The following is a 20,789-nucleotide window of genomic DNA, read 5'->3' as shown; positions in this document are numbered from 1 at the left end:
GCTCCCTACTCCCACTCGATCGTCCCCGGCGGCTTCGACGTGACGTCGAGCACGACGCGGTTGACGTCGCGGACACCGTTCGTGATGCGGTTCGAGATCTTCGACAGCACGTCGTACGGCAGGCGCGTCCAGTCGGCGGTCATGGCGTCTTCACTCGACACCGGACGCAGCACGATCGGGTGGCCGTAGGTGCGGCCATCGCCCTGCACGCCCACCGAGCGCACGTCGGCCAGCAGCACGACAGGGCACTGCCAGATCTCCTGGTCGAGGCCGGCCTTCGTCAGCTCCTCGCGGGCGATGGCGTCGGCCTCACGCAGAATCTCGAGACGGTCAGCGGTGACCTCACCGATGATCCGGATACCGAGGCCGGGCCCCGGAAACGGCTGGCGTCCGACGATCGCCTCGGGAATGCCGAGCTCGCGGCCGATCGCTCGCACCTCGTCCTTGAACAGGGCGCGCAGCGGTTCGATCAGCTCGAAGTCGAGGTCGTCGGGAAGGCCGCCCACGTTGTGGTGCGACTTGATGTTCGCGGTGCCGGCGCCACCACCGGACTCGACGACGTCCGGGTAGAGCGTGCCCTGCACCAGGAACTTCACGGGAGCGCCGCCCGATGCCTTGGCCTCGGCGACCAGGTCGAGCTGCACCTTCTCGAACGCGCGGATGAACTCGCGACCGATGATCTTGCGCTTCTCCTCGGGGTCGGTCACGCCCTCGAGGTGTCCGAGGAAGGTCTCTGCCGCGTCGACCGTGATCAGACGCACACCCGTGGACTCCACGTAGTCCGTCTCGACCTGCTCGCGCTCGCCCTTGCGGAGAAGCCCGTGGTCGACGAAGACGGCCGTCAGCTGGTCGCCGATCGCCTTGTGCACGAGCGCGGTGGAGACCGCGGAGTCGACGCCGCCGGAGAGAGCGGAGATGACGCGGGCGTCGCCCACCTGCTCGCGGATGCGCTCGATCTGCTCGGCGATCACGTTGCCGCTGTTCCAGTCGGAGGCGAGGCCCGCTCCCTTGTGCAGGAAGTTCTCGAGCACGCGCTGGCCGTGGTCGGAGTGCTTGACCTCGGGGTGCCACTGCACGCCGTAGAAGCCGCGCTCCTCGTTGGCGAAGGCCGCGACCTTGGTCGCATCCGTCGTCGCGAGCACGTCGAAGCCCTCTGGTGCCTTGGCGACCTGGTCACCATGGCTCATCCAGACGTTCTGCGCTGCGGGTTGGCCGCCGAGCAGCGTTCCACCGTCACCCGTGATGACGGCGTCCGTCGCGCCGTACTCGCGCAGGCCGGTGTTCGCGACCTCGCCGCCGAGCGTCTGCGCCATGTACTGGAAGCCGTAGCAGATGCCGAGCGTCGGGACCCCGAGGTCGAAGACCGCCGGGTCGAGCTTCGGTGCGCCCTCCTCGTACACCGACGAAGGGCCGCCGGAGAGGATGATGGCCACCGGGTTCTTGGCGGCGATCTCCTCGGCCGTGGCCGTGTGGGGCACGATCTCGCTGTAGACGCCCGCTTCGCGGACTCGACGGGCGATCAGCTGCGCGTACTGCGCGCCGAAGTCGACGACGAGCGCAGGACGCTGCTGGGTCTCGGACTGTTCGGTCAACGGACACCTTCCGGGGCGGGGGTGGAGGCCTCGGCGGCCTCTCTGGTGGCGAGATAGGTCTTGACTTCACGGGCGACGACAGCCTCCATGAAGAACGACAGCAGCGGCACGACACCGCCGAGCGCGAGCAGGATGAAGCGCGGGAAGCGCCAGCGCATCAGACTCCACATGCGGAAACACGCGAAGAGGTAGACGACGTAGAACCAGCCGTGCGCCACCAGGATGAACAGCGACAGGTTGAACCCGTCGCCCAGCGAGGTCATCTCGCAGGAGTTGGTCATCGGGGCGAAGAGCGACCACCACTGGCAGTCGGGCCCGGCGAGCACTCCGGCGAACCAGAGCGGTCCTCCGGAGCCTCCCATGAAGAGCTCGAGGTGGATCGGCGTGTACTTCAGCACCATCTCGGTCAGCAGCAGGAGCAGCATGACTCCTGTGATGATCGACGCGATCTGGTAGAACTTCAGCGCACCGCGGATCGCCGGAAAGCTGGCGACTTTCGGTTCGGGCATGCGTCCAGTCTAGCCGCCGGGAATTCGTGTCGATTCCGGTCGCAGACGCATCGGTCAGGAATCGAGAAGCGCGCGCGAAGCCACGCTCGTAGCGTCGTCGACATGAACACCACCATCGATTCCCTCACCCTCGACGTCCCCGATGTGGACGCCGCCCGCTCCTTCTACACGCAGGCCTTCGACCTCGGCGATCGCCTGCGGTTCCGCACCGCGGACACCGAGACCTCGGGCTTCCGCGGCTACACCCTGTCGCTCGTCGTCTCGCAGCCGGCGAACGTGCACGCCCTCGTCGATGCAGCGGTCGCGGGCGGTGCCACCATCATCAAGCCGGTGTCGAAGTCTCTCTGGGGCGTCGGCGGCACGATCCAGGCGCCGGACGGCGCGATCTGGAAGGTCGCCACCTCGGCGAAGAAGGACGCCGCTCCCCCGAGCCGCACTGTCGACGAGATCATCCTCCTGCTCGGTGCGGACGACGTGGTCGCCTCGAAGACCTTCTACGCCGAGCGCGGCATCCCCGTGGGCAAGAGCTTCGGGCGCAGCTACGTGCAGTTCGACACGGGAGCGAGCCCCATCGGACTCGGCCTGTACCGCCACGCCTCTCTCGCGAAGGACGCGGGAGTGCCGGCGGACGGCTCCGGCTCGCACCGGATCACGGTCAACGGCGTACTCGGCGCTGCCGTGGATCCCGACGGCTTCGTGTGGGCTCCGGTCGCCGTGAGCGCTTGAGGGTTATGGCGCCTGCTGCGGTGGCGTCGCCTCGCCCGAGGTGGGAGGAAGGGCGGCGATCAGCCGCGAACCAGCGATCGCCGCGAAGACGATCGCCGCGCTGCCGAAGAGCGGCAGCCCCGCGAGCGCGAAGGCCGCGCTCGCTCCGAAGCTGAACGACAACACCAGGAACGCCACCCACGCGACGGTGCCGATCACCACCGCAGCCCATTGCATCCGGATCGCCGCCTGTCGCACCGCCGTCACCGTCGTCCGTCGTCCCTGCCGCATGACATCCTCGCCCCAGCGATGACCGTCCCACCACCGCTGCGTCTGACGTGCGACCTCGTACCAGCCGGCGGCGGTCGGCATGGCGGTGCTCACCGTGTCTCCCATCGGGGAAATCTAGCATCGGCCTCGGCGGCATCCGACGACGAAGGCCGCCGGGATCGCTCCCGACGGCCTTCGCCTGTGTCATCCGTCTACCGGATCAGAACCGCTCTTCCCCGATCAGAACCACCGGGTCAGGAGTTCCCAGAGCCAGTCGAGGATCGCCCCGATGATGCCGCCGGCGCGGTTGACGGTGACGGTGGCGGTGGCCGCGTCTCCATCGGCCTGAGCCGCAGCAACGGTGTACTTGCCCGACGGAGCGCTCTTCGGCACGGTGACCGAGGTGCTGAACGTGCCGTCTGCGCCGACCTGGACGGTACCGACCTGCACCGGCTTGCCCTTCTTCGGACGCAGCTCGATGCTCACGGTCTCGCCGGGCACGTAGCCCTCGCCGGTGACCTTGAGGGTCTTGCCCGCGGTCACCTTCGACGAGCCGAGGGCGATCGTGCCGGCGAACTCGGCTTCTCCCGCGATCGTGAACGGCACCTGCACCGTGGTTCCGGTGCCGGCGACGTTCACGGTGAGCACCTGCTCGCCGAAGACGCCGGACGGCACCGTGAAGGTCAGGCTGGCACGCCCGCCCTCGTCGGTGGTGTCGACGACCGCCGGGTCGACCGCACCAGCCGCGAGCTGCGTGCCGCCGAGCGACAGCGACACCTCGCCCGGAGCCGGCTCGCCCGCGCTGAACGCCAGCGAGGAGAGCGACACGGTCACCTGGTCGCCGGCACTGTAGCCGTCGGCATCCGCGGGGCTGACCGCCACACCGACCGCACGCTGGGCGTAGTCGGGGCTCGCGGTCTTGTTCGCGTCGAACCAGTCGACCATGGACTGCAGATCGACCTTGCCGGTGTCGCGCTTGCCCGTGCCCTCCTTGAAGGTGAAGAAGTTGTCTCCACCCGCCGCGAGGAACGAGTTGGCGGCGACCGTGTAGTTCGCGGCCGGGTCGAGCGCTGTGCCGTTGAGCGTGATCGAGGTGATCCTCGAACCCTGCGCCGCGGTGGGATCATAGGTGTAGACCAGCCCCTCCGAGACTCCGAGCTTCAGGAACGGACGAGCGGAACCCGCCGGCTGCCACTGCTCCTCGAGGACGCCCTTCAGCTGCGCACCGGTGAGGGTCAGCGTCACCAGCGTGTTCGCGAAGGGCTGCACCGTCGCCGCCTCGCGGTAGGTGACGTTGCCGTCTGGGTCGGAGGCGCCGGCCGAGGCGTACGTGAGGTTCGCACGGATGCCGCCCGGGTTCATGATCGCCACATCGGCGCCCGTGGACCACTTCTGCACATCGGCGACGAAGTTGCCGATGGTGGACTCGCCACCGCGGTTCTCCGTCTTTCCGTCGCTCTGACGCGCACGGTTGAAGTCGGCCGTGATGTCGCCGACCTTGATCGCGCCCAGCACATCGGCCTCGGCCTTCGCCTTGGCCACGATTTCTGCGACCTCGGGGACGGCCGGGTACAGCGGCTTGCCCGCAGCGGTGAGGGGCTTGATCTCGTTGGTGATCGAGATCAGGTCCTTCGTCTTCGGGTCGACCTTGATGTTCATCAGGCCCAGGTTCTCGCCGTACTGCCCCGCCGAGACGACCGGGCGGCCGTCGATCACGTGGTTGTAGGCGAGGTGGGTGTGCGCCGACACGATGGCGTCCACGTCGTCGTCGACCCCGTAGACGATCTCGCCGAGGGGCGAGTCCGGAGTGATGCTGGAGAGTTCGACGCTGGATGCGCCCTCGTGGACGAGCAGGATGACCACATCCGCCTCGCCGTTGGACTCGTCGCCGTCACGCAGGTCGTCGGCCACCGCGTTCACGGAGTCGACGATGCTGCGGACCTCGAGGTCCTTGATGCCCTCGGGCGAGACGAGCGAGTCGAGGTCTTCGGTGACCGCACCGACGAATCCGACCCGCACACCGTCGAGCTCCTTCACCCAGGCCGGAGCGAGCGCGGGCTCGCCGGTCTCGGTGACGAACACGTTCGAGGAGATGTACTCCCAGTCCGCGCGCTCCTGCACACGATCGCGCAGGTCTTCCCAGCCCTGATCGAACTCGTGGTTGCCCGCAGCACTGACGTCGAGGCCGGCCGCGTTGAGGGCGTCGATCGTGGGGTTGTCGTCGTTGATGAACGAGGTGAACGTCGATGCGCCGATCAGGTCGCCGGCACCGGCGAAGATCGTGTTCGGGTTCGCCTCACGGAACTGCTTGACCGCACCGGCCAGGACCGCCGCACCTGCGGCAGCGCCGTCGGCCTCGATCCGACCGTGGAAGTCGTTCACCGTGACGACGTCGATGCTCACCGGCGGGATCTCCGAGGAGACGCCGACGATGATGGGGTCGTGGTCGCTGGAACGGTAGGGCGTTCCCTGCTCGGTGGCGCCGAACGCGTAGCCGCGGTCGCTCCACTCCGGGGAGTTGATGCCCCACACTCCGGCGCCCGTGATCGACGAGGCGAGCGACGGCGACGCGATCACGTGGTCGAGCGAGCCGAGCTCGCCGTCGAACGAGTACGTGTACTGGCCGGCAGCCTTGTCGGCGACCAGGTCGCTCCACCCGTTCGAGGTGAACACGTCGATCGGGTCTTCCTTGCCGTAGGCGTTGAAGTCGCCGATCAGCAGCATGTCGCCGCTGCCGGTGGTCTTCTCGATCTCGGCGGTGAAGGCGAGGATCGCATTCGCCTGCTTCACGCGGTCGGCGTTGAAGAAGCCCTGTCCGTCGGCCGGCTCGGCTCCCGCGCCCTCGGGCGGCGACTTCGACTTGAGGTGGTTCGCCACGACCGTGACGACGCGGCCGTCGATGTCGAACGCCTGCGCGATCGGCTCGCGGGCGTTGCCCCACACCGTCTCGTCGGTGACGGTGACGCTGTCGCCGACGCGCTTGACCGCATCCTTCTTGTAGATGATCGCGTTGGTGATGAAGTCGGTCGTCGCCGCGTCGTTCAGAGCGGCGGGCGTGGGCACGTAGCCCCACACATCGCTTCCGGCGTCGGCGTTGAGCCCGGCGACCAGGTCTTTGAGGGCCGTGTCGATGGGCTTGCCCAGCTTCACCGAGTTCTCGATCTCCATGAGCGACACGATCTCGGCATCCAGTCCGTTGATCGCCGCGACGATCTTGGACTTCTGGATCGCGAACTGCGCCGCGTTCGCCGCGCCTCGGGCGTTGGAGTTCTCGCTCTTCAGCGTCGTGAAGTAGTTGTAGACGTTGAAGGACGCGACCTGGACGTCGCCGCCCACGGACGGCGCACTGTCGGTGCGCGGGTTCGTCGCCTCGAAGCCGACCTTGAGGTCGGCCGACGAGGAGTCGTCGATCGGCACGACCGGCTGCAGGCGCCAGTCGTTGAAGCCCCACTGCAGCACGTACCCGTTGTCGCCGAAGTCGACGGTGTCGCCGTTGCGGACCACCGTGTCCTTCGTGAAGTACGGCTGCTCACCGGGGTGTCCACTGTTGGACACCTGGATCGACCAGCCGTCGTCGAGCAGGATGCGGTTGGCCCGGTTGGCCGCGGCGATCGCTGCCGCCGCGTCACCCGGACGGGTGGTCTCGGTGCTCTTCACGGCGAGTGCGTCGCCGGCGTTCAGCCAGAGCGTTCCGAAGTTGAAGAGCTGGTGGCTGGAAGCGAGACGGTAGGTGCCTTCCGGAGCCACGTACATGTTCTCGTACTGCTCGCGGTCGGCACCCTGCAGGGTGGCGGGCAGCGGTGTGACGGCGGGAACCCCGACACCGGCGGTGACGACGGAGACATCGGCGGCCGCAGCCGGGTTGATCTGCGTCTGTCCGAAGTACTCGCTCACAGAGCCCGTCACCGAGACGAGGTCGCCGATCGCGAGGGTGGGATTCAGGGCGTTCAGGAAGACGAAGACGCCGTCCGAGGCGCCGGGCGTCGCGTCCGTCGTGCCGCCGGAGCCCTGGGTCTGGATGACGATGCCCTTGTAACCGCCGGTGCGGTAGTCGGCGGTGACGACACCCTCGACCTGCACAGTCTGACCGTTCAACGGAGAGACGTCGGTCGTGCCCTGGACTTCGGCGATGGTGGCCGTGGTCGGGTCGGTGCCGGGACCTGTGCCCGGGTCGGTGTCGCCGGAGTTCTGCGGGGTGATCGTGGCGGAGAGCGTGAAGTCGGCGCTGTTGACGTCGGTGTCGACGCCACCGGTGCGGTTCAGGGACTTGACGTCGGTGTTGCCGGAGGGTGCGGTGGCCGCCGTGCCCTCGAAGGTGTTGGAGGTGCCGTAGCCGAGCAGGTCGACGACGCCGTCGACGCCCACGGCCGAACCGGGTGCGAGCGACACGGCGGCAGTGCCTTCGACGAGGGCGAGCGTGCCGTTGGTGCCGCTCGGCGTCAGGGTGCTGACGGCATCCGGAGCGGGCAGTTCGGCACCGTTCGCGCCGTTGCTGTTTCCCTGCACCAGGTAGTAGCCCCCGGCGGGGATGACGCCGGTGAGCGGCGCCACACCGTTGAACGCGGCCGTACCGTTCGCCGAGCGGTACTGCAGCGACATGCCGTCGAGCGTGACCGGGGCAGAGGTGGGGTTGTACAGCTCGACGAACTTGTTCTTGAACGCCGCTCCGGCGCTGCCGCCGGAGAGATACGCCTCGTTGATCACCACCCCCGTGCCCGAGGTGTCGGCTGTGGCGGGAACGGCGGCCAGCGAGCCGAAGCTCAGCGCGGCGACGCAGGTCACGGCGAGAGCGCCGATGCGCCCCCGACTTCTACGGTGCGAGACGGGAGCCATGCGGTTCCCCTCGTCTGGAGCGGACATCATCGGTGCTGTCTCCTCGGTCGGGTTCGACACTTCTCAGGACTGTCACGGCACACAGGGGAAACTCCCAGCGTGCTCACATGGTTGCGAGCATACGGAGCGGTCCCGACATCCTCAACGGAGTTTTCCGATTCGTCATCGAGCGATCACCGGATGGCCGGAGCCACCCCTGACGAAGGTCGCTACTCACGCCCGATGGCGCACAATTGCGCATCGGAACGCGCGCGGATGCGCGGCAGATCAGGCGACGGTATCGGCCTGCGCCTCGTCCTCGAACTCTTCGACCTCGCGCTCCCAGGCGTCCTTGGCCAGTCGGTACCAGAGGTAGAACGCGAAGCCGGCGAAGATCGCCCACTCGACCGCGTAGAAGACGTTGAGCCAGTTGACCGGAGACATCTCATCGGGCGCCGGTGAGGAGATGTCGACCAATCCTGCCGTCGCAGAGGTCGAGGCGAGGTAGGGGCGGTAGACGGCGAGCTCCTCGACATCGTGCCAACGGCTGAGGAGGGCGGCGGGCGACATGCGATCTAACTGCTGCGGATCGGCGTGCGGAGGCACGCGCGGGCCCTCATCCGAGATGATGCGTCCGGTGACATCGACCGCTGACCCGTCGGCGCCGGCTTCCAGCTCCTTCACGGCCGCGTCCGCCGTCGTCCGATCGGGTGCCCAGCCGATCGCGACGGCGATGGAGGTGCGCTCGGCGACCCGCAGCTGACCGGTGACCCAGTAACCCTCGACATCGTCGTTGAAACGGCTCGACACCACGATGAAGTCCCCGGGAACCCAGGCGCCAGTGGTCTCGACCCGCTGGCCAACGAGCGGCTCGGGAAGATAGGTACCCGGCTCGAGGACGTCGGTGAGTTGCTGAACCTGCTCGGTGGCGCCGGGAGCGGGCGGATCCGTCTCGATCGCGCGCTCCAACTGCCACTGCCCGAGCCAGGCGAAGACACCGGCCACGAGGAGGCAGAGCAGGAGCATCCCGATCCAGCGTCCCCGGAGCATGACCTCACGGAGAGTCGGGGGGAACAGAGCAGGAGTGGTCACGGTGGAGCGCAGGACCCTCAGGCCTCGTACGGTGCGAGCACGACCTCGACCCGCTGGAACTCCTTGAGGTCGGAGTACCCGGTGGTCGCCATCGACTTGCGCAGCGCGCCGATGAGGTTCGCGGTGCCGTCTGCCACGGGGGCCGGGCCGTAGAGGATCTCCTCGAGCGTGCCGATGCCGCCGACCTCGACACGGTGGCCGCGCGGCAGTTTGGGGTGATGCGCCTCGGGGCCCCAGTGGAATCCGCGGCCCGGCGCGTCGGTGGCCCGGGCGAGCGCGACACCGAGCATGACCGCGTCGGCCCCCATCGCGAGCGCCTTGACGATGTCACCGGAGGTGCCGACGCCGCCGTCGGCGATCACGTGCACGTAGCGTCCACCGGACTCGTCGAGGTAGTCGCGGCGCGCGGCGGCGACGTCGGAGACGGCCGTCGCCATGGGTGCGTGGATGCCGAGGGTCGCGCGCGTGGTCGATGCGGCTCCCCCGCCGAACCCGACGAGCACACCGGCCGCGCCCGTGCGCATCAGGTGGAGGGCCGCGGTGTAGGTCGCGGCGCCGCCGACGATGACGGGCACGTCGAGGTCGTAGATGAACTTCTTGAGGTTGAGGGGCTCGGCGACACTCGACACGTGCTCGGCAGACACCGTGGTACCGCGGATCACGAAGAGGTCGACACCGGCGGCGGCGACGGTGTCGTAGTACTCCTGGGTGCGCTGCGGGGTGAGGGATCCGGCGACCGTGACGCCGGCTTCGCGGACCTCGGCGAGGCGGCGGGTGATGAGCTCGGGCTTGATGGGTTCGGAGTACAGCTCTTGCATCCGCACCGTGGCCTTGGCATCGTCGAGACCCGCGATCTCCGCCAGCAGTGGCTCCGGATTCTCGTACCGCGTCCACAGACCCTCGAGGTCGAGCACACCGAGTCCGCCGAGCTGACCGAGCATGATCGCGGTCTGCGGGCTCACGACCGAGTCCATCGGTGCGCCGAGCACCGGGATCTCGAAGCCGAAGGCGTCGATCGTCCAGGCGGTGGACACGTCCTCCGGGTTGCGCGTGCGCCGGGAAGGCACCACCGCGATGTCATCGAACGTGTACGCGCGGCGTGCACGCTTTCCTCGGCCGAGCTCGATCTCCATGGTCACCCCACCAGCCTACCCGGCGGCCGGACGGGCCCGTGCTGGGAGACTGGTTCCGAACGGGAGGCAGCATGAGGACCGAGACCGTGGACATCGTGGTGGTGGGCGGTGGCGTCATGGGACTGGCGACGGCGTGGGAGCTGGTGCGGCGGGGTCTGCATCCCGTCGTGATCGAGCGCTTCGCCCGCGGGCACCGGGAAGGCGCGTCGCACGGGGCGACCCGCAACTTCAACAACGCCTACGACGAGGAGCACTACCTCGATCTGCTCGTGCGCGCCCGTAACGGGTGGGAAGCCCTCGGGGACGTCGACGGCGAGCCGCTCCTGCGCCTGCACGGGCTCGTCACACACGGCCACCTCGATATCGGCGCCGTGCACGCGGGTCTCGACGCCCGCGGTATCCCGAGCGCTGCGCTCTCCCCTGCCGAGGCGAGTACCCGGTGGTCGGGGATGCGCTTCGACGGCGACGTGCTGTGGTCCTCGGACGCCGGGGTCGTGCGCGCCGTCGAGACGCTGCGAGAGCTGGAGCGACGGATCGACGCCGGCGGTGGAGAAGTGCGCTGGAACACTCCGGCCGCGCACATCGACGAGGACGAGGACGGCGCCGTGGTCGGCCTCGCCGACGGCAGCCGGCTGCGTGCGGAGACCGTCGTCGTGACCGCCGGTGCGTGGACACAGCAGCTCCTCGCCCGCTTCGGCCTGCCGCGGCTCACCGTCACCGAAGAGACGCCGGCGCACTTCCGGCCGCTGGCCGACGCGACCTGGCCCTCGTTCAACCACTACGTCGATCCCGCGGCATACCCCGCGACTGTCTACGGCATGCCCACGCCCGGCGAAGGCGTGAAGGTCGGCTTTCACCGCGTGGGAGAGGAGGTCGACCCGGACGCCCGACCGCACCTGCCCACGCATCAGCGTGCGCTGGCGGACTACGTGCGCGAGTGGATACCGGGGCTCGACGCCGCATCCGCCGTGCCGATCAGCTGCACCTACACCTCGACCGACGACGGGACGTTCGTGCTCGATCGCCGGGGCCGGATCGTGGTGGGCGCCGGATTCTCCGGGCACGGCTTCAAGTTCGCCCCAGGCGTCGGCGGGGTCCTCGCCGACCTCGCGATCGACCCCGCCGCGCGCGCCGCTGCGCCCTTCCGGCTGCCCTGACCATCGCCGGACCTCAGCGCGTGCGCGCCACCCGCTTCTCGTCCCACACCGGTTCGTCGGATTCGTAGACCTCGCCGTCGGATCCGAACACCAGGAATCGATCGAACGACCGCGCGAACCAGCGGTCGTGGGTGACGGCGAGCACGGTGCCCTCGAACCGCGCCAGCGCCTGTTCGAGCGCCTCGGCCGACTCCAGGTCGAGGTTGTCGGTCGGCTCGTCCAACAGCAGCAGCGTCGCCCCGGAGAGCTCCAGCAGCAGCACCTGGAAACGCGCCTGCTGTCCTCCCGAGAGCGAGTCGAACGTCTGCTGAGCCTGGCGGACGAGACCGTAGCGGTCGAGCGCCGAGCTCGCGGCGTCGCGCGGCATCCCGGCGCGACGATCGTCGCCGCGGTGCAGGATCTCGAGCAGCGTGCGTCCGACGAACTCGGGATGCGCGTGCGTCTGGGCGAACAGGCCGGGCACGACCCGCGCGCCGAGCGCCGCCGTACCGGTGTGCTCCACGGGGTCGAGCTGCTCGCCCGTCGACGTGACATGACCCAGAGTCGAATCGGGGTCGCTGCCGCCACGCGCCAGCAGCCGCAGGAAGTGCGATTTGCCCGATCCGTTCGAGCCGAGCACCGCGACCCGGTCGCCGTACCAGACCTCGGCATCGAACGGACGCATGAGCCCGGTCAGCTCCAGCCGCTGCGCGACCACGGCACGCTTACCCGTGCGCGCACCGCGCAGTCGCATGTCGAACTCCTGAGCGGGCGGACGCTCCTCGGGCGGACCGGCCTCCTCGAACTTGCGCAGGCGGGTCTGCGCCGCCTGATACCGCGATGCGAAGCCGTCGTTCGCCGAGGCCTTCACCTTGAGGTTCGCCACCAGGGTACGCAGCTTCTCGTGCTGCTCGTCCCAGCGCCGGCGCAACTCGTCGAGCCGGTCCATCCGGTCGGTCCTCGCCTGCTGATAGGTGCCGAAGCCGCCACCGTGCACCCATGCCGTCGCTCCCGCTCCCCCGGGTTCGAGCGTGATGAGCCGATCGGCCGCACGCGCGAGCAGCTCGCGGTCGTGCGACACCAGCAGCACGGTCTTGGGCGTCTGACGCAGCTGCTCCTCGAGCCAGCGCTTGGTGGGCACGTCGAGGTAGTTGTCCGGCTCGTCGAGCAGCAGCACCTCGTCTGGTCCGCGCAGCAGCGCCTCGAGGGCGAGCCGCTTCTGCTCCCCGCCCGAGAGCGTGGTGAGCTCGCGATATCGTGCACGCTCGTACGGGACCCCGAGGGCGGCGATCGTGCACTGATCCCAGACGGTCTCGTGCTCGTAGCCGCCGGCGTCCGCATACTCGGCGATCGCCGACGCGTAGGCCATCTGCGTGTCGTGCTCATCGCGTTCGATCAGCGCGTTCTCGGCCGCCTCGAGCCCCTCGGCCGCCGTGCGGATGCGCGCGGGGGCGACCCGCACGAGCAGCTGCTGCACCGTCTCACCCGGCCCGCCATGACCGACGAACTGGTCCATGACGCCGAGTCCGCCGTCGATCGTGACGACACCGTCGTCTGCGGCCTGATCGCCGCGGATGATGCGCAGCAGGGTGGTCTTGCCCGCGCCGTTCGGGCCGATCAGAGCGCTCGTCGAGCCGGCGCCGACCCGGAAGCTCGCCTCATCGAGAAGCGGTCTGCCGTCGGGAAGCGTCAAGGAGACGCTGGATACATCGATAGAGCCCACGGTGCGTGGCCGTCCTTCCGCCCGCACATGCCGAGCCGACCAGGCTATCAGCAGGAGCAGACCTGCGCCGCACCGTGTTCGGAGACGCTGCGAGCGATCAGGCGAGAGCGCTCGACGTCGGCACGGGAGCGGCGAAGAGATCGAGGACAGGGCAGTGTGCGTCGACGACACTGCGCAGGTTCTCGTATTCCTCCGGGGTGTTCGGACCGGTGATGTCGACCGTCACCCGCACATCGTGGAAACCGGCGCGCCCCGACTCGTCGATGCCGAAGAGCTTGCGCACATCGAGGTCGCCCTCCGCGGTGATCTCGATCTCGTCGATCGTGAGTCCGAGAGCCTGGGCATAGAGCCGGTACACGACCACCTGACACGAGACGAGCGCACCCAGCGCATACTCGACCGGGCTGGCCGCCGCGTCGTCACCGGCGAGCGCGCCCGGCTCGTCGACGAGGAAGCGGTGCTTGCCTGCGCGGATCTCGGTCGCGACGGAGCCGATGCCACGACCGCTGACCCGATAGGTCAGCTGGGCGTTCGCGTCGTCCGCTGCGATCCGCTCGTTCCACGCCGATCCGGCGTCGGTGAGGCGCTGCGCGCGCTCGGCCGGAGTGACGTCGGCGACACCGGCGAGCTGGTCCTGGAGAAGAGTCATGGCCCGACGGTAGCGATCAGGCCGCTCACGCCGCCCGCCGTCCGTCATCCGGCTTCACAGCCGGACACGCAGCGTCACAGCGCGTGCTGCGCTCGTGTCAGCGCCGCCCCTGCTCGATGCGCTCCGACTCGCCCCACGCGCGGTCCGCCGTGAGCGCAGCGATGCGAGACTCAGTCGGCCCGGCTCAGGCTCATCAGCACTTCGGTACGGGGCGCCGCCGGCAAGAGGAAGCGGAACTCCGTGCCGACGCCTTCCTGGCTCGTCACATCCATCGTCCCGCCATGCGCCAGCACGATCGCCCGAGTGATCGTGAGGCCGAGTCCCACCCCCGGCACCGCGTTGCGCGTCGCCGTCGAGGCACGGAAGAAGCGGGTGAAGAGCATCCCCTGTTCGTCCTCGGGGATGCCGACTCCTGTGTCCGCGATCGAGAACTCCACTCCCCCGTCGACCGTCCGCACCCGAGCGGTGACCGTGCCACCTCGCGGCGTGAACTTGATGGCGTTCGAGAGCAGATTGTCGATGGCCTGCCCGACTCGACCCGCGTCGACGAACACCGGGATCGCATCCGTCCCGACCTCGGCGACGAGATCGATGCCCTCACGCTGCGCATGCGGTCCGGCCGACACGACGGCCGACCGCACCAGCTCGGCGACATCGGCGTCCTCGCGCTCGAGCGGGAATCGTCCGGATTCGACCTGAGCGGTGAAGAGCAGATCGCCGACGAGGTTGAGCAGACGCTGCGCATTGCGTTCGATGATGCCGACGAACTCCTGCTGGTCGTCGGTGAGCGGCTGACCCGGATCGTTCTGGAGCAGATCGAGGAAGCCGATGATCGCGCTGAGCGGTGTGCGGAGCTCGTGCGAGATCATCCCGACGAACTCGTCCTTCATGCGAGCGACCTCGACGGCCCTGGTCTCGTCGGTGAGCACGAAGAGGTATCCCTGCTGCGCGCCGGCGCCGTCCTTGTGCGGGCTGACCGTCACACGGGCCGGAACGGTGGTGCCCCCTGCGGTGATCACCTCGATGTCGCCGTCGACCGTCGACCCGGCATCGGCCTGCGCGAACAGCGACTTGATACCGGGGGCGAGCTCGGCATATGCCGGCGGGAATCCGGGCACCGGCTGCGCGGGCTGGGCGTTCTCCGCGGCCAACATCGAGAGCACGGCGGTGGAGAAGAAGCGATCGATGCGCACGTCGCGCAGCGCCTCATCGACCGTCAGCCCGAGAAGCCGCACCGCCCCGGGGTTCCACGCCGTCACGACACCGCTGCAGTCGGTGGCGATCACCGCCTGTGCCGTGATCGACGACCACAGGCTCTCGAACGAATCGAGCAGTTCGCGGTACTGACGCTCCTTGTCGCGCAGCTGCACGATCATGGCGACGTTCTCCGACAGGGCCCTGGTGCGCTCGGCGACGAGTTCCTCGGCCTGTTCGACCCGCATGCGCTGTTGTCTCGAGAGCTGATTGATGACCGCGGCCACCGCCGAGAACACCAGCGGCCCGACCACGCCGCGCAGCCATTCGACCGAAGTCTCGGGCGGGTCGGTGAAGTACGGCATGAGCAGGGCGACCGAGGTCAGCCCGCCGACCACGAACACCCAGCGGATACCGGGGGCCGCCGCCAGCCAGACCACGGGCAGGAGCACGAGCGAGGAGAAGAGCGACGTGGCGCCGCCGGTGCCGGTGCGGAACAGGCCGAGCCCGACGATGTCGACGATGGGGATGAGCAGCACGGCCCAGCCGTCGATCATCCCGCGCGCCGTGAGCACAGCGGCGAGCGCGGTCGCCGCGAGGACCACCGCGATTCCCCCCACAGCCGGGGCGACGTGAGTGATCGGCAGGTCGGGGACCCACCAGGTCAGAATCGCCGCGATGACCGTCGCGATGACCGTGGGCGCCTGCTTGAGCAGCGGACTCGGGTTGTCGAAGACCTGATACCAGCGGTTCTCCGCGCGGTCGAGAGGAGTCGCCCTCATCGCTGCACCTTCCCCACGATGGCATGCAGGTCGGAACCGGTGATCGGCTTCGGCAGAGCGGCATCGGCCGGCGGATAGTCGGCGGCGTCGAGGACCGAGCTGATCACGAGGAAGCAGTCGGGGAACCGCTCCTGGACCAGACGCGCGCACTCCTGGCCCGAGATGCCGGGAAGGATGAGGTCGAGCACCGCCAGCACGGGATCGATCTCGGCGAACGCCGCGATCGCCGACTCGGCGTCACGGGCGATGAACACATCGAAACCCTCGCGATCGAGGTACCGACGCAGCAGGGCGGCCTGATCGGGCGCATCCTCGACGACGAGGGCCAGCGGCCTCCCGGTCATCGAAGGAACAGCTCTCGCACGACGACGATGACGACGACGACGGCCAGGGCGAGCAGCGCCTGAGGGATCAGCCGCCGCTCTCGTCGGGCATCCGCGGCGATCTCCTCCACTTCGGCATCGTGCGACGGGGTTGCGGTCATGAGTCGACACGTCCGATCTTCTCGGTCTTGATCCAGGAGGCATCGGCTCGACGCCATTCTTTGATGTAGGAATCCACGGTGATCGCGCACAGCAACGAGCCGTAGCCGCAGATGTAGAGCAGAAGACCGGCGAAGAACCGCCCACCGGGGAGGGGCTCCACCGCCCGCGCCAGCCAGATGCCGAGCATCGAGATCGGTCCCCACAGATAGAAGATCACGGCCCAGATGAGGCGGGACTGATCCGTCAGCCCCAGCCCGACCGCGCTCAGGAGCGATTCGAACGCCCAGGGGAAGAGGGCGATCGCCATCAGGATCAGGGCACCGAGCCCCGGGAACATGATCGCCTCGCGCCAGGAATGCCGGCCGGTCCGTGGATCGAGCTGCACGGAGTACAGCATCGAGAAGAGGTAGATGCAGGCCGCGGAGATCCACATGAAGCGGAAGACGAACTCGGCGATGTCGCTGTGCAGGACGAGCAGGGCGAGCATCCCCGCCGCCGCGAGGAGCATGAACGCGGGCAACAGCAGGATCGTGAACCAGGCGAGCCCGAACCCGAAGCTGCCCAGGTTGTGATCGCGGCTCGGACGGAACCAGAGCTTGCGGTAGATCGAGGTCAACTGCACGTTGCCCCGCGCCCAGCGCAACCGCTGCTTCCACAGGCTGTCGATCGTGCGCGGCTCCTCGGCCAGCACCACCGCGTGCGGCTCGAAGACCATACGACGCCCCTTGAGCTGGCTCTCGAAGGTCGTCATGGTGTCTTCGGCGAGGGTGCCCGTCGGGATCCGCCCGCCGATGGCCTCGAGGTTCGCCCGCGAATGCAGTTGCGCACCGCCGGCGAGGCAGGCGATCGCACCGCCCACGTTCTGCACCCGACGCGCCGAGAGCTGGCCGATCACGTACTCGATCGCGATGAACCGGGTGAGGTAGTTGCGGTCACGGCTGCCCTCCGCGATGTACGCCGTCACCGCGCCGACCTTCTCATCGGCGAGGTGCCTGGTGAGCTTGCGCAGCGAGTCGCGCGCGAAGATCACGTCCGCGTCCATGATCAGAACGGCCTCGGTCCAGGCGTCGGCGAGAACCACGTCGAGACCGTGGTTGAGGGTGTGCGCCTTGCCCTCGCCGCCCTTCTCGCGGCGCAGATGCACGACGCGCCCCGGGTGGGCCTGTGCCTTCGCGGTGACGATCGCCGGAGTGTCGTCCGTGGACGCGTCGTCGACGACGAAGACCCGCAGGCGCTCGGCGGGATACTCAAGCTGCAGCAATCGCTCGATGGCCGGACCGATCACCGCCCCTTCGTTCCAGGCCGGGATGATGACGGCGACGTTCGGGTGGTAAGGAGCAGCCTTGCCGTAGTGATTGCGGAACGCGTGCAATGGCAGCACGAGGAACTGCAGCCCGGTGTTGATCACGGGCAGCGTTCCCACCAGGACGCAGAGCAGGAGGACGATGACCAGGACGGTCTCCAGCACGGAGAGATCCGTCATCACGACACCTCCACCGCGTCGAGCAACGCGACGACCCGGGAGTATCGACCGACCTCCGAGGCGTCATGGCTGTCGGTGGAGGCGACGATCTCCCCGCCCACGCGGCGCAGCGCGGTCAGTGCCGGAACTCCGGGGCAGCCCCACTTCTCGTTCACCTCGACGAGGGTGTCGGTGTCGACGGCGGCACGCGCCCAGGCATCCGTCCGCTCCTGGCCGAGATCGTCCTCCGACAGGCCGATCTTCGGGAGGATCGAGAAGCAGTGCGCAAGCTGGTTCCCGGGGTACCGGCGCATCGTGGCGACGACGGCCTCGACGAACTGATCGAGCACGTCGTCGGTCGCCCAGCCGGCGGCGATCCGCTCCCGCACCGCCGTGGGACCGAGAGGGCCGTCTGCACCGGGGAACTGATGGTCGGCGATGAGGATCCGGTCGATCCCCTCTGCAAGCGCCGGGATGTCCAGCGTTCCCGCGACGTCGAGGATCTTCGCCTCCACGCCCGTGAACACAGTGAGCCCGTCGGGCACCCGGAGAGCCCGCACCGCGGAGACGTACTCCGGCACCCAGGTGGTGCTCTGACGCACGTGATCGACCAGACGCAGGGTGGTGAGCCCCGCGGCCGCTGCGGCGTGGACGTTCTGGGCGAGCGTCGACACGGCGTCGTCCGAGAACGTCGAGTGGACGTGGTGGTCGCCGCGGAGCAGTGCGTGGCTCACAGCTCCTCCTGATGCCCCGCGTGGTCGGAGACCAGTACGTCTTCGATCTCCACGATCACGTCTTCCAGGAAGCGCACGGAGGCGATCTCGCGGAACGGGATCTGCACCGGCAGTTCGCGGCCGAGGAACAGGTCGGCCACGAGCGACGGGATGTCGACGCCCGCGGCGATCGTCAGGGGCAGAGCCCCGGGGAAGCGCGGATTGACCTCGAGCAGCACGGCGCGACCGGTGCGATCGCGCCGCAGCTGCACGTTGGCGACGCCGACCAGACCGATCGCCCGCGCGATCGATGCCGCCGTCTCCTCGAGCTCCGGGTCGCGGAGAGTGCGCCCGGCGATCGCCACACCGGAGTCGACTCGGGCACGGGTGCGCGGCACGGCGGCGACGACGTTGCCCGCGGCATCGGCGATGACGTCGACGGAGTACTCCTCCCCCGGAAGGAAGTCCTGCACGATGAGTCCCTCATCTGTCGGCAGCGCCTCGAGAGCCGCGCGATCGGGCACGAGACGCACACCGCGACTCCCCGCGCCCTGGCGTGGTTTGGCGAAGACCGGGAACTCCCAGTCGACAGCCTCGGCGTCGCGCCCGGCGAGAACCGTGCGCGGGGTGTGCCCTGTCGGTGCGCAGCGCTCGGCGAGGGCGAGCTTGTCGAGCGCGGTGTTCAGGGTGTCCGCCGACGGAGCGGCCAGGACCGCGGGGGCCAGCTCCTCCCGACGCTCCGCGAGGGCGATGAGCTCGACGTCGACGGTCGAGATCACCAGGTCGAGATCGTCGTCTGCGACCATGCTGGCGATCGCCGGCACGAAGTCGGCGTCCCTCCCCGGCGGCACCAGACGCCGCTGCGCCGGAGGCACCAGGTAGATGCCGCTCGCCCAGCCGTCCATATCGGCGGCGAACACGGTCAGGTCGGATCGGCGCAGCAGCGACCGGATCACGGCCACTCCTGCCGGTCCCCCGGCACCGGTCACCAGCACCCGCTTGGTCATCAGCTCTCCCGTCGCGTGAGTTCGTGGGCGCCGATGAACTCAGCGGTCTCGCGGACCACTTCGAGAGGTTCGACCGCGGTGCCCCCGCCGAACCTCGACCAGTACCGGGCAGTCGCGGTCACGAACTCGGGCGCCAGGTACTCGCGGCTCGCGGTCTGCGATCCGAAGCGCTCCAGAAGCCGCAGCTTCTCGTCGAGGTACTGATCGATGCGCACGAACCTCGTGGGGCGGAAGTCGATGGTCGCTGACGGGCTCTGATAACAGGCGACGGTGCCCACGCGCCGAGTCGCCACGATGGTCGCCTCGCTGACGGCCCGGTGGTCCTGATGGCGGTCGTGACTCGAGTGGGTGTACACGATCGTCGGCTGGATCTCCTGCACGACCTCCTCGATGATGCGTACGGTGGAGCCGCCTCCGGAGATCTCCGTGTCGACGAGATCCTTCAGGAACAGTCGGGCGCCCAGCATGTCGGCCGCTGCAAGGGACTCGTTCTGTCGGCTGTCGGCATCTCCTCCTCTGGCGCCGCGGGAGAGCGTGAGGATCGTGATCTCATCGTGAGCCGCCGCATGCGCCGCGAGCAACCCGCCGACGCCGATCTCGACATCGTCGGGGTGTGCGCCGATCGCGAGCACCCGCTCCGGCTTGCGCGCCTCTTCACGGCGTCGGCGCCCCACTTCGACGAGCCGGGTGACGGCCTCGACGAGCTTGCCGTTGTCGAGCGGCTTGGTAAGGAACTCATCCGCCTGCGCCCGAAGAGCAGAGACCGCGTACTCGACCGAGACATGGGCGGTCATCACCACGACCGGCACCGAGGGCACCGTCCTGCGCAGCTCGGCGAGCAGTTCGAGGCCGTTGAGCCCCGGCATCTCGATGTCGGTGACGACGACGTCCGGACGCACGGCGGCGACGCGCTCGACAGCCGACAGGCCATCTTCGGCGACGTCGACGATGCACCCGGCGCGCCGCTCGAGCACGGTTCTGACCAGCAGGGCGACATCGGGATCATCGTCGACGACGAGAACGCGAGGGGATTCCTCCATGTACAGCTCTCCTTGGGGAGGTTCCCTGGCCGATGGGGATCGGTCACGCGATCTCGGTGCCCTTCAACACCGGGTCCGCAGGGAAAGTCGAGCGGGGTATGTCGATTCTGGCATACGGCGCCGCCCGCGCGACGGCGTCTCTCCTACGCTCCCGCGCGGGCGGCGCGCTTCTCCTGCTGGAAGACCCGGATCGCCTCGTAGCGCTCGGCGGATCGAGCTCTCCTCTTCGCCGCTTCGTCTTCGCGATTCTTCGGCGGCGCCGTGGTGACGAGCTCGCTCAGCAGACGACTGACGACCACCGCGATCTCACCGACGGCACTGTCGAAAGCCGGCTGATTGGCTCTGGACGGCGCTGTGGTTCCGGCTATCTTGCGCACGAACTGCAGAGCGGCGTCGTGGCATTCCTCATCGGTCGCTGCGGGCTCGAGGTTGTTCAACGGGACGATGTTCCGGCACATACCGGCACGCTACGCCGCCGCGCAGAC

18 protein-coding genes are annotated in these 20,789 nt (G+C 68.7%); 2 read left to right on the top strand and 16 right to left on the bottom strand.

Annotated features, from left to right (window positions below):
* Window positions 1–5: 5 nt before the first annotated feature.
* Both guaA and ACIQLD_RS16685 read right to left on the bottom strand, forming a co-directional pair.
* Window positions 6–1,592 carry a glutamine-hydrolyzing GMP synthase gene (gene guaA / locus ACIQLD_RS16690; RefSeq protein ID WP_402609759.1) on the bottom strand — a complete coding sequence of 529 codons (1,587 nt, stop codon included), beginning with the start codon at window positions 1,590–1,592 and terminating at the stop codon, window positions 6–8.
* Complete coding sequence (locus tag ACIQLD_RS16685; RefSeq protein ID WP_387182917.1) at window positions 1,589–2,101, bottom strand: DUF3817 domain-containing protein; 513 nt, start codon at window positions 2,099–2,101, stop codon at window positions 1,589–1,591. The genes guaA and ACIQLD_RS16685 overlap by 4 nt, the downstream gene beginning before the upstream one ends.
* A gap of 102 nt (window positions 2,102–2,203) precedes the next feature.
* Here ACIQLD_RS16685 and ACIQLD_RS16680 point away from each other — a divergent pair, with 102 nt between their 5' ends.
* Window positions 2,204–2,827 (top strand): glyoxalase, encoded by a 624-nt coding sequence (locus ACIQLD_RS16680; protein WP_402609757.1) that lies wholly within the window; start codon window positions 2,204–2,206, stop codon window positions 2,825–2,827.
* A gap of 3 nt (window positions 2,828–2,830) precedes the next feature.
* On the opposite strand, the gene ACIQLD_RS16675 is transcribed toward ACIQLD_RS16680, so the two are convergent.
* The 4 genes from ACIQLD_RS16675 to ACIQLD_RS16660 form a co-directional block, all read right to left on the bottom strand.
* Window positions 2,831–3,202: a hypothetical protein gene (locus tag ACIQLD_RS16675; protein WP_402609755.1), complete on the bottom strand. Its 372-nt coding sequence runs from the start codon at window positions 3,200–3,202 to the stop codon at window positions 2,831–2,833.
* A gap of 114 nt (window positions 3,203–3,316) precedes the next feature.
* Window positions 3,317–7,909: an ExeM/NucH family extracellular endonuclease gene (locus ACIQLD_RS16670; RefSeq protein ID WP_402609753.1), complete on the bottom strand. Its 4,593-nt coding sequence runs from the start codon at window positions 7,907–7,909 to the stop codon at window positions 3,317–3,319.
* 267 nt (window positions 7,910–8,176) lie between these two features.
* Window positions 8,177–8,938: an SURF1 family protein gene (locus ACIQLD_RS16665; protein ID WP_402610298.1), complete on the bottom strand. Its 762-nt coding sequence runs from the start codon at window positions 8,936–8,938 to the stop codon at window positions 8,177–8,179.
* A gap of 59 nt (window positions 8,939–8,997) precedes the next feature.
* Window positions 8,998–10,113: a GuaB3 family IMP dehydrogenase-related protein gene (locus ACIQLD_RS16660; protein ID WP_402610296.1), complete on the bottom strand. Its 1,116-nt coding sequence runs from the start codon at window positions 10,111–10,113 to the stop codon at window positions 8,998–9,000.
* A gap of 71 nt (window positions 10,114–10,184) precedes the next feature.
* On the opposite strand from ACIQLD_RS16660, the gene ACIQLD_RS16655 reads away from it, so the two are divergent.
* A complete protein-coding gene (locus ACIQLD_RS16655) occupies window positions 10,185–11,270 on the top strand; it encodes an FAD-dependent oxidoreductase (protein ID WP_402609751.1) in 1,086 nt (361 codons plus the stop codon).
* A 13-nt stretch (window positions 11,271–11,283) separates the two neighbouring features.
* Here ACIQLD_RS16655 and ACIQLD_RS16650 read toward each other — a convergent pair whose 3' ends face one another.
* From ACIQLD_RS16650 to ACIQLD_RS16605, 10 genes are all read right to left on the bottom strand, one after another.
* Entirely contained in the window at window positions 11,284–12,972 is a 1,689-nt protein-coding gene (locus ACIQLD_RS16650; protein ID WP_402609749.1) for an ABC-F family ATP-binding cassette domain-containing protein, read from the bottom strand.
* 97 nt (window positions 12,973–13,069) lie between these two features.
* The gene (locus tag ACIQLD_RS16645; RefSeq protein WP_402609747.1) at window positions 13,070–13,621 is read right to left on the bottom strand and encodes an OsmC family protein; all 552 of its coding nucleotides are present in this window, start codon (window positions 13,619–13,621) and stop codon (window positions 13,070–13,072) included.
* 170 nt (window positions 13,622–13,791) lie between these two features.
* Window positions 13,792–15,597 (bottom strand): ATP-binding protein, encoded by a 1,806-nt coding sequence (locus tag ACIQLD_RS16640; protein ID WP_402609745.1) that lies wholly within the window; start codon window positions 15,595–15,597, stop codon window positions 13,792–13,794.
* Window positions 15,594–15,941: a response regulator gene (locus tag ACIQLD_RS16635; RefSeq protein WP_402609743.1), complete on the bottom strand. Its 348-nt coding sequence runs from the start codon at window positions 15,939–15,941 to the stop codon at window positions 15,594–15,596. Before ACIQLD_RS16635 ends, ACIQLD_RS16640 begins: the two co-directional genes overlap by 4 nt.
* On the bottom strand, window positions 15,938–16,081 hold the full coding sequence (locus ACIQLD_RS16630; protein ID WP_402609741.1) for a hypothetical protein: 144 nt from the start codon (window positions 16,079–16,081) through the stop codon (window positions 15,938–15,940). Before ACIQLD_RS16630 ends, ACIQLD_RS16635 begins: the two co-directional genes overlap by 4 nt.
* Window positions 16,078–17,565 carry a glycosyltransferase gene (locus ACIQLD_RS16625; protein WP_402609739.1) on the bottom strand — a complete coding sequence of 496 codons (1,488 nt, stop codon included), beginning with the start codon at window positions 17,563–17,565 and terminating at the stop codon, window positions 16,078–16,080. The genes ACIQLD_RS16630 and ACIQLD_RS16625 overlap by 4 nt, the downstream gene beginning before the upstream one ends.
* Window positions 17,565–18,278, bottom strand: coding sequence for a PHP domain-containing protein (locus tag ACIQLD_RS16620; protein ID WP_402609737.1), 714 nt, complete (start codon window positions 18,276–18,278; stop codon window positions 17,565–17,567). Before ACIQLD_RS16620 ends, ACIQLD_RS16625 begins: the two co-directional genes overlap by 1 nt.
* Window positions 18,275–19,264 carry an ATP-grasp domain-containing protein gene (locus ACIQLD_RS16615; protein ID WP_402609736.1) on the bottom strand — a complete coding sequence of 330 codons (990 nt, stop codon included), beginning with the start codon at window positions 19,262–19,264 and terminating at the stop codon, window positions 18,275–18,277. The genes ACIQLD_RS16620 and ACIQLD_RS16615 overlap by 4 nt, the downstream gene beginning before the upstream one ends.
* Window positions 19,264–20,304 (bottom strand): response regulator, encoded by a 1,041-nt coding sequence (locus tag ACIQLD_RS16610; protein ID WP_402609734.1) that lies wholly within the window; start codon window positions 20,302–20,304, stop codon window positions 19,264–19,266. Before ACIQLD_RS16610 ends, ACIQLD_RS16615 begins: the two co-directional genes overlap by 1 nt.
* A gap of 143 nt (window positions 20,305–20,447) precedes the next feature.
* The gene (locus ACIQLD_RS16605) at window positions 20,448–20,762 is read right to left on the bottom strand and encodes a DUF2277 domain-containing protein (RefSeq protein ID WP_402609732.1); all 315 of its coding nucleotides are present in this window, start codon (window positions 20,760–20,762) and stop codon (window positions 20,448–20,450) included.
* Window positions 20,763–20,789: the final 27 nt, after the last annotated feature.

Origin of the sequence: Microbacterium sp. NPDC091662 (genome assembly GCF_044756705.1) — a bacterium.
Lineage (GTDB): Bacteria > Actinomycetota > Actinomycetes > Actinomycetales > Microbacteriaceae > Microbacterium.
This window is presented reverse-complemented; position numbering and strand designations above follow the sequence as displayed.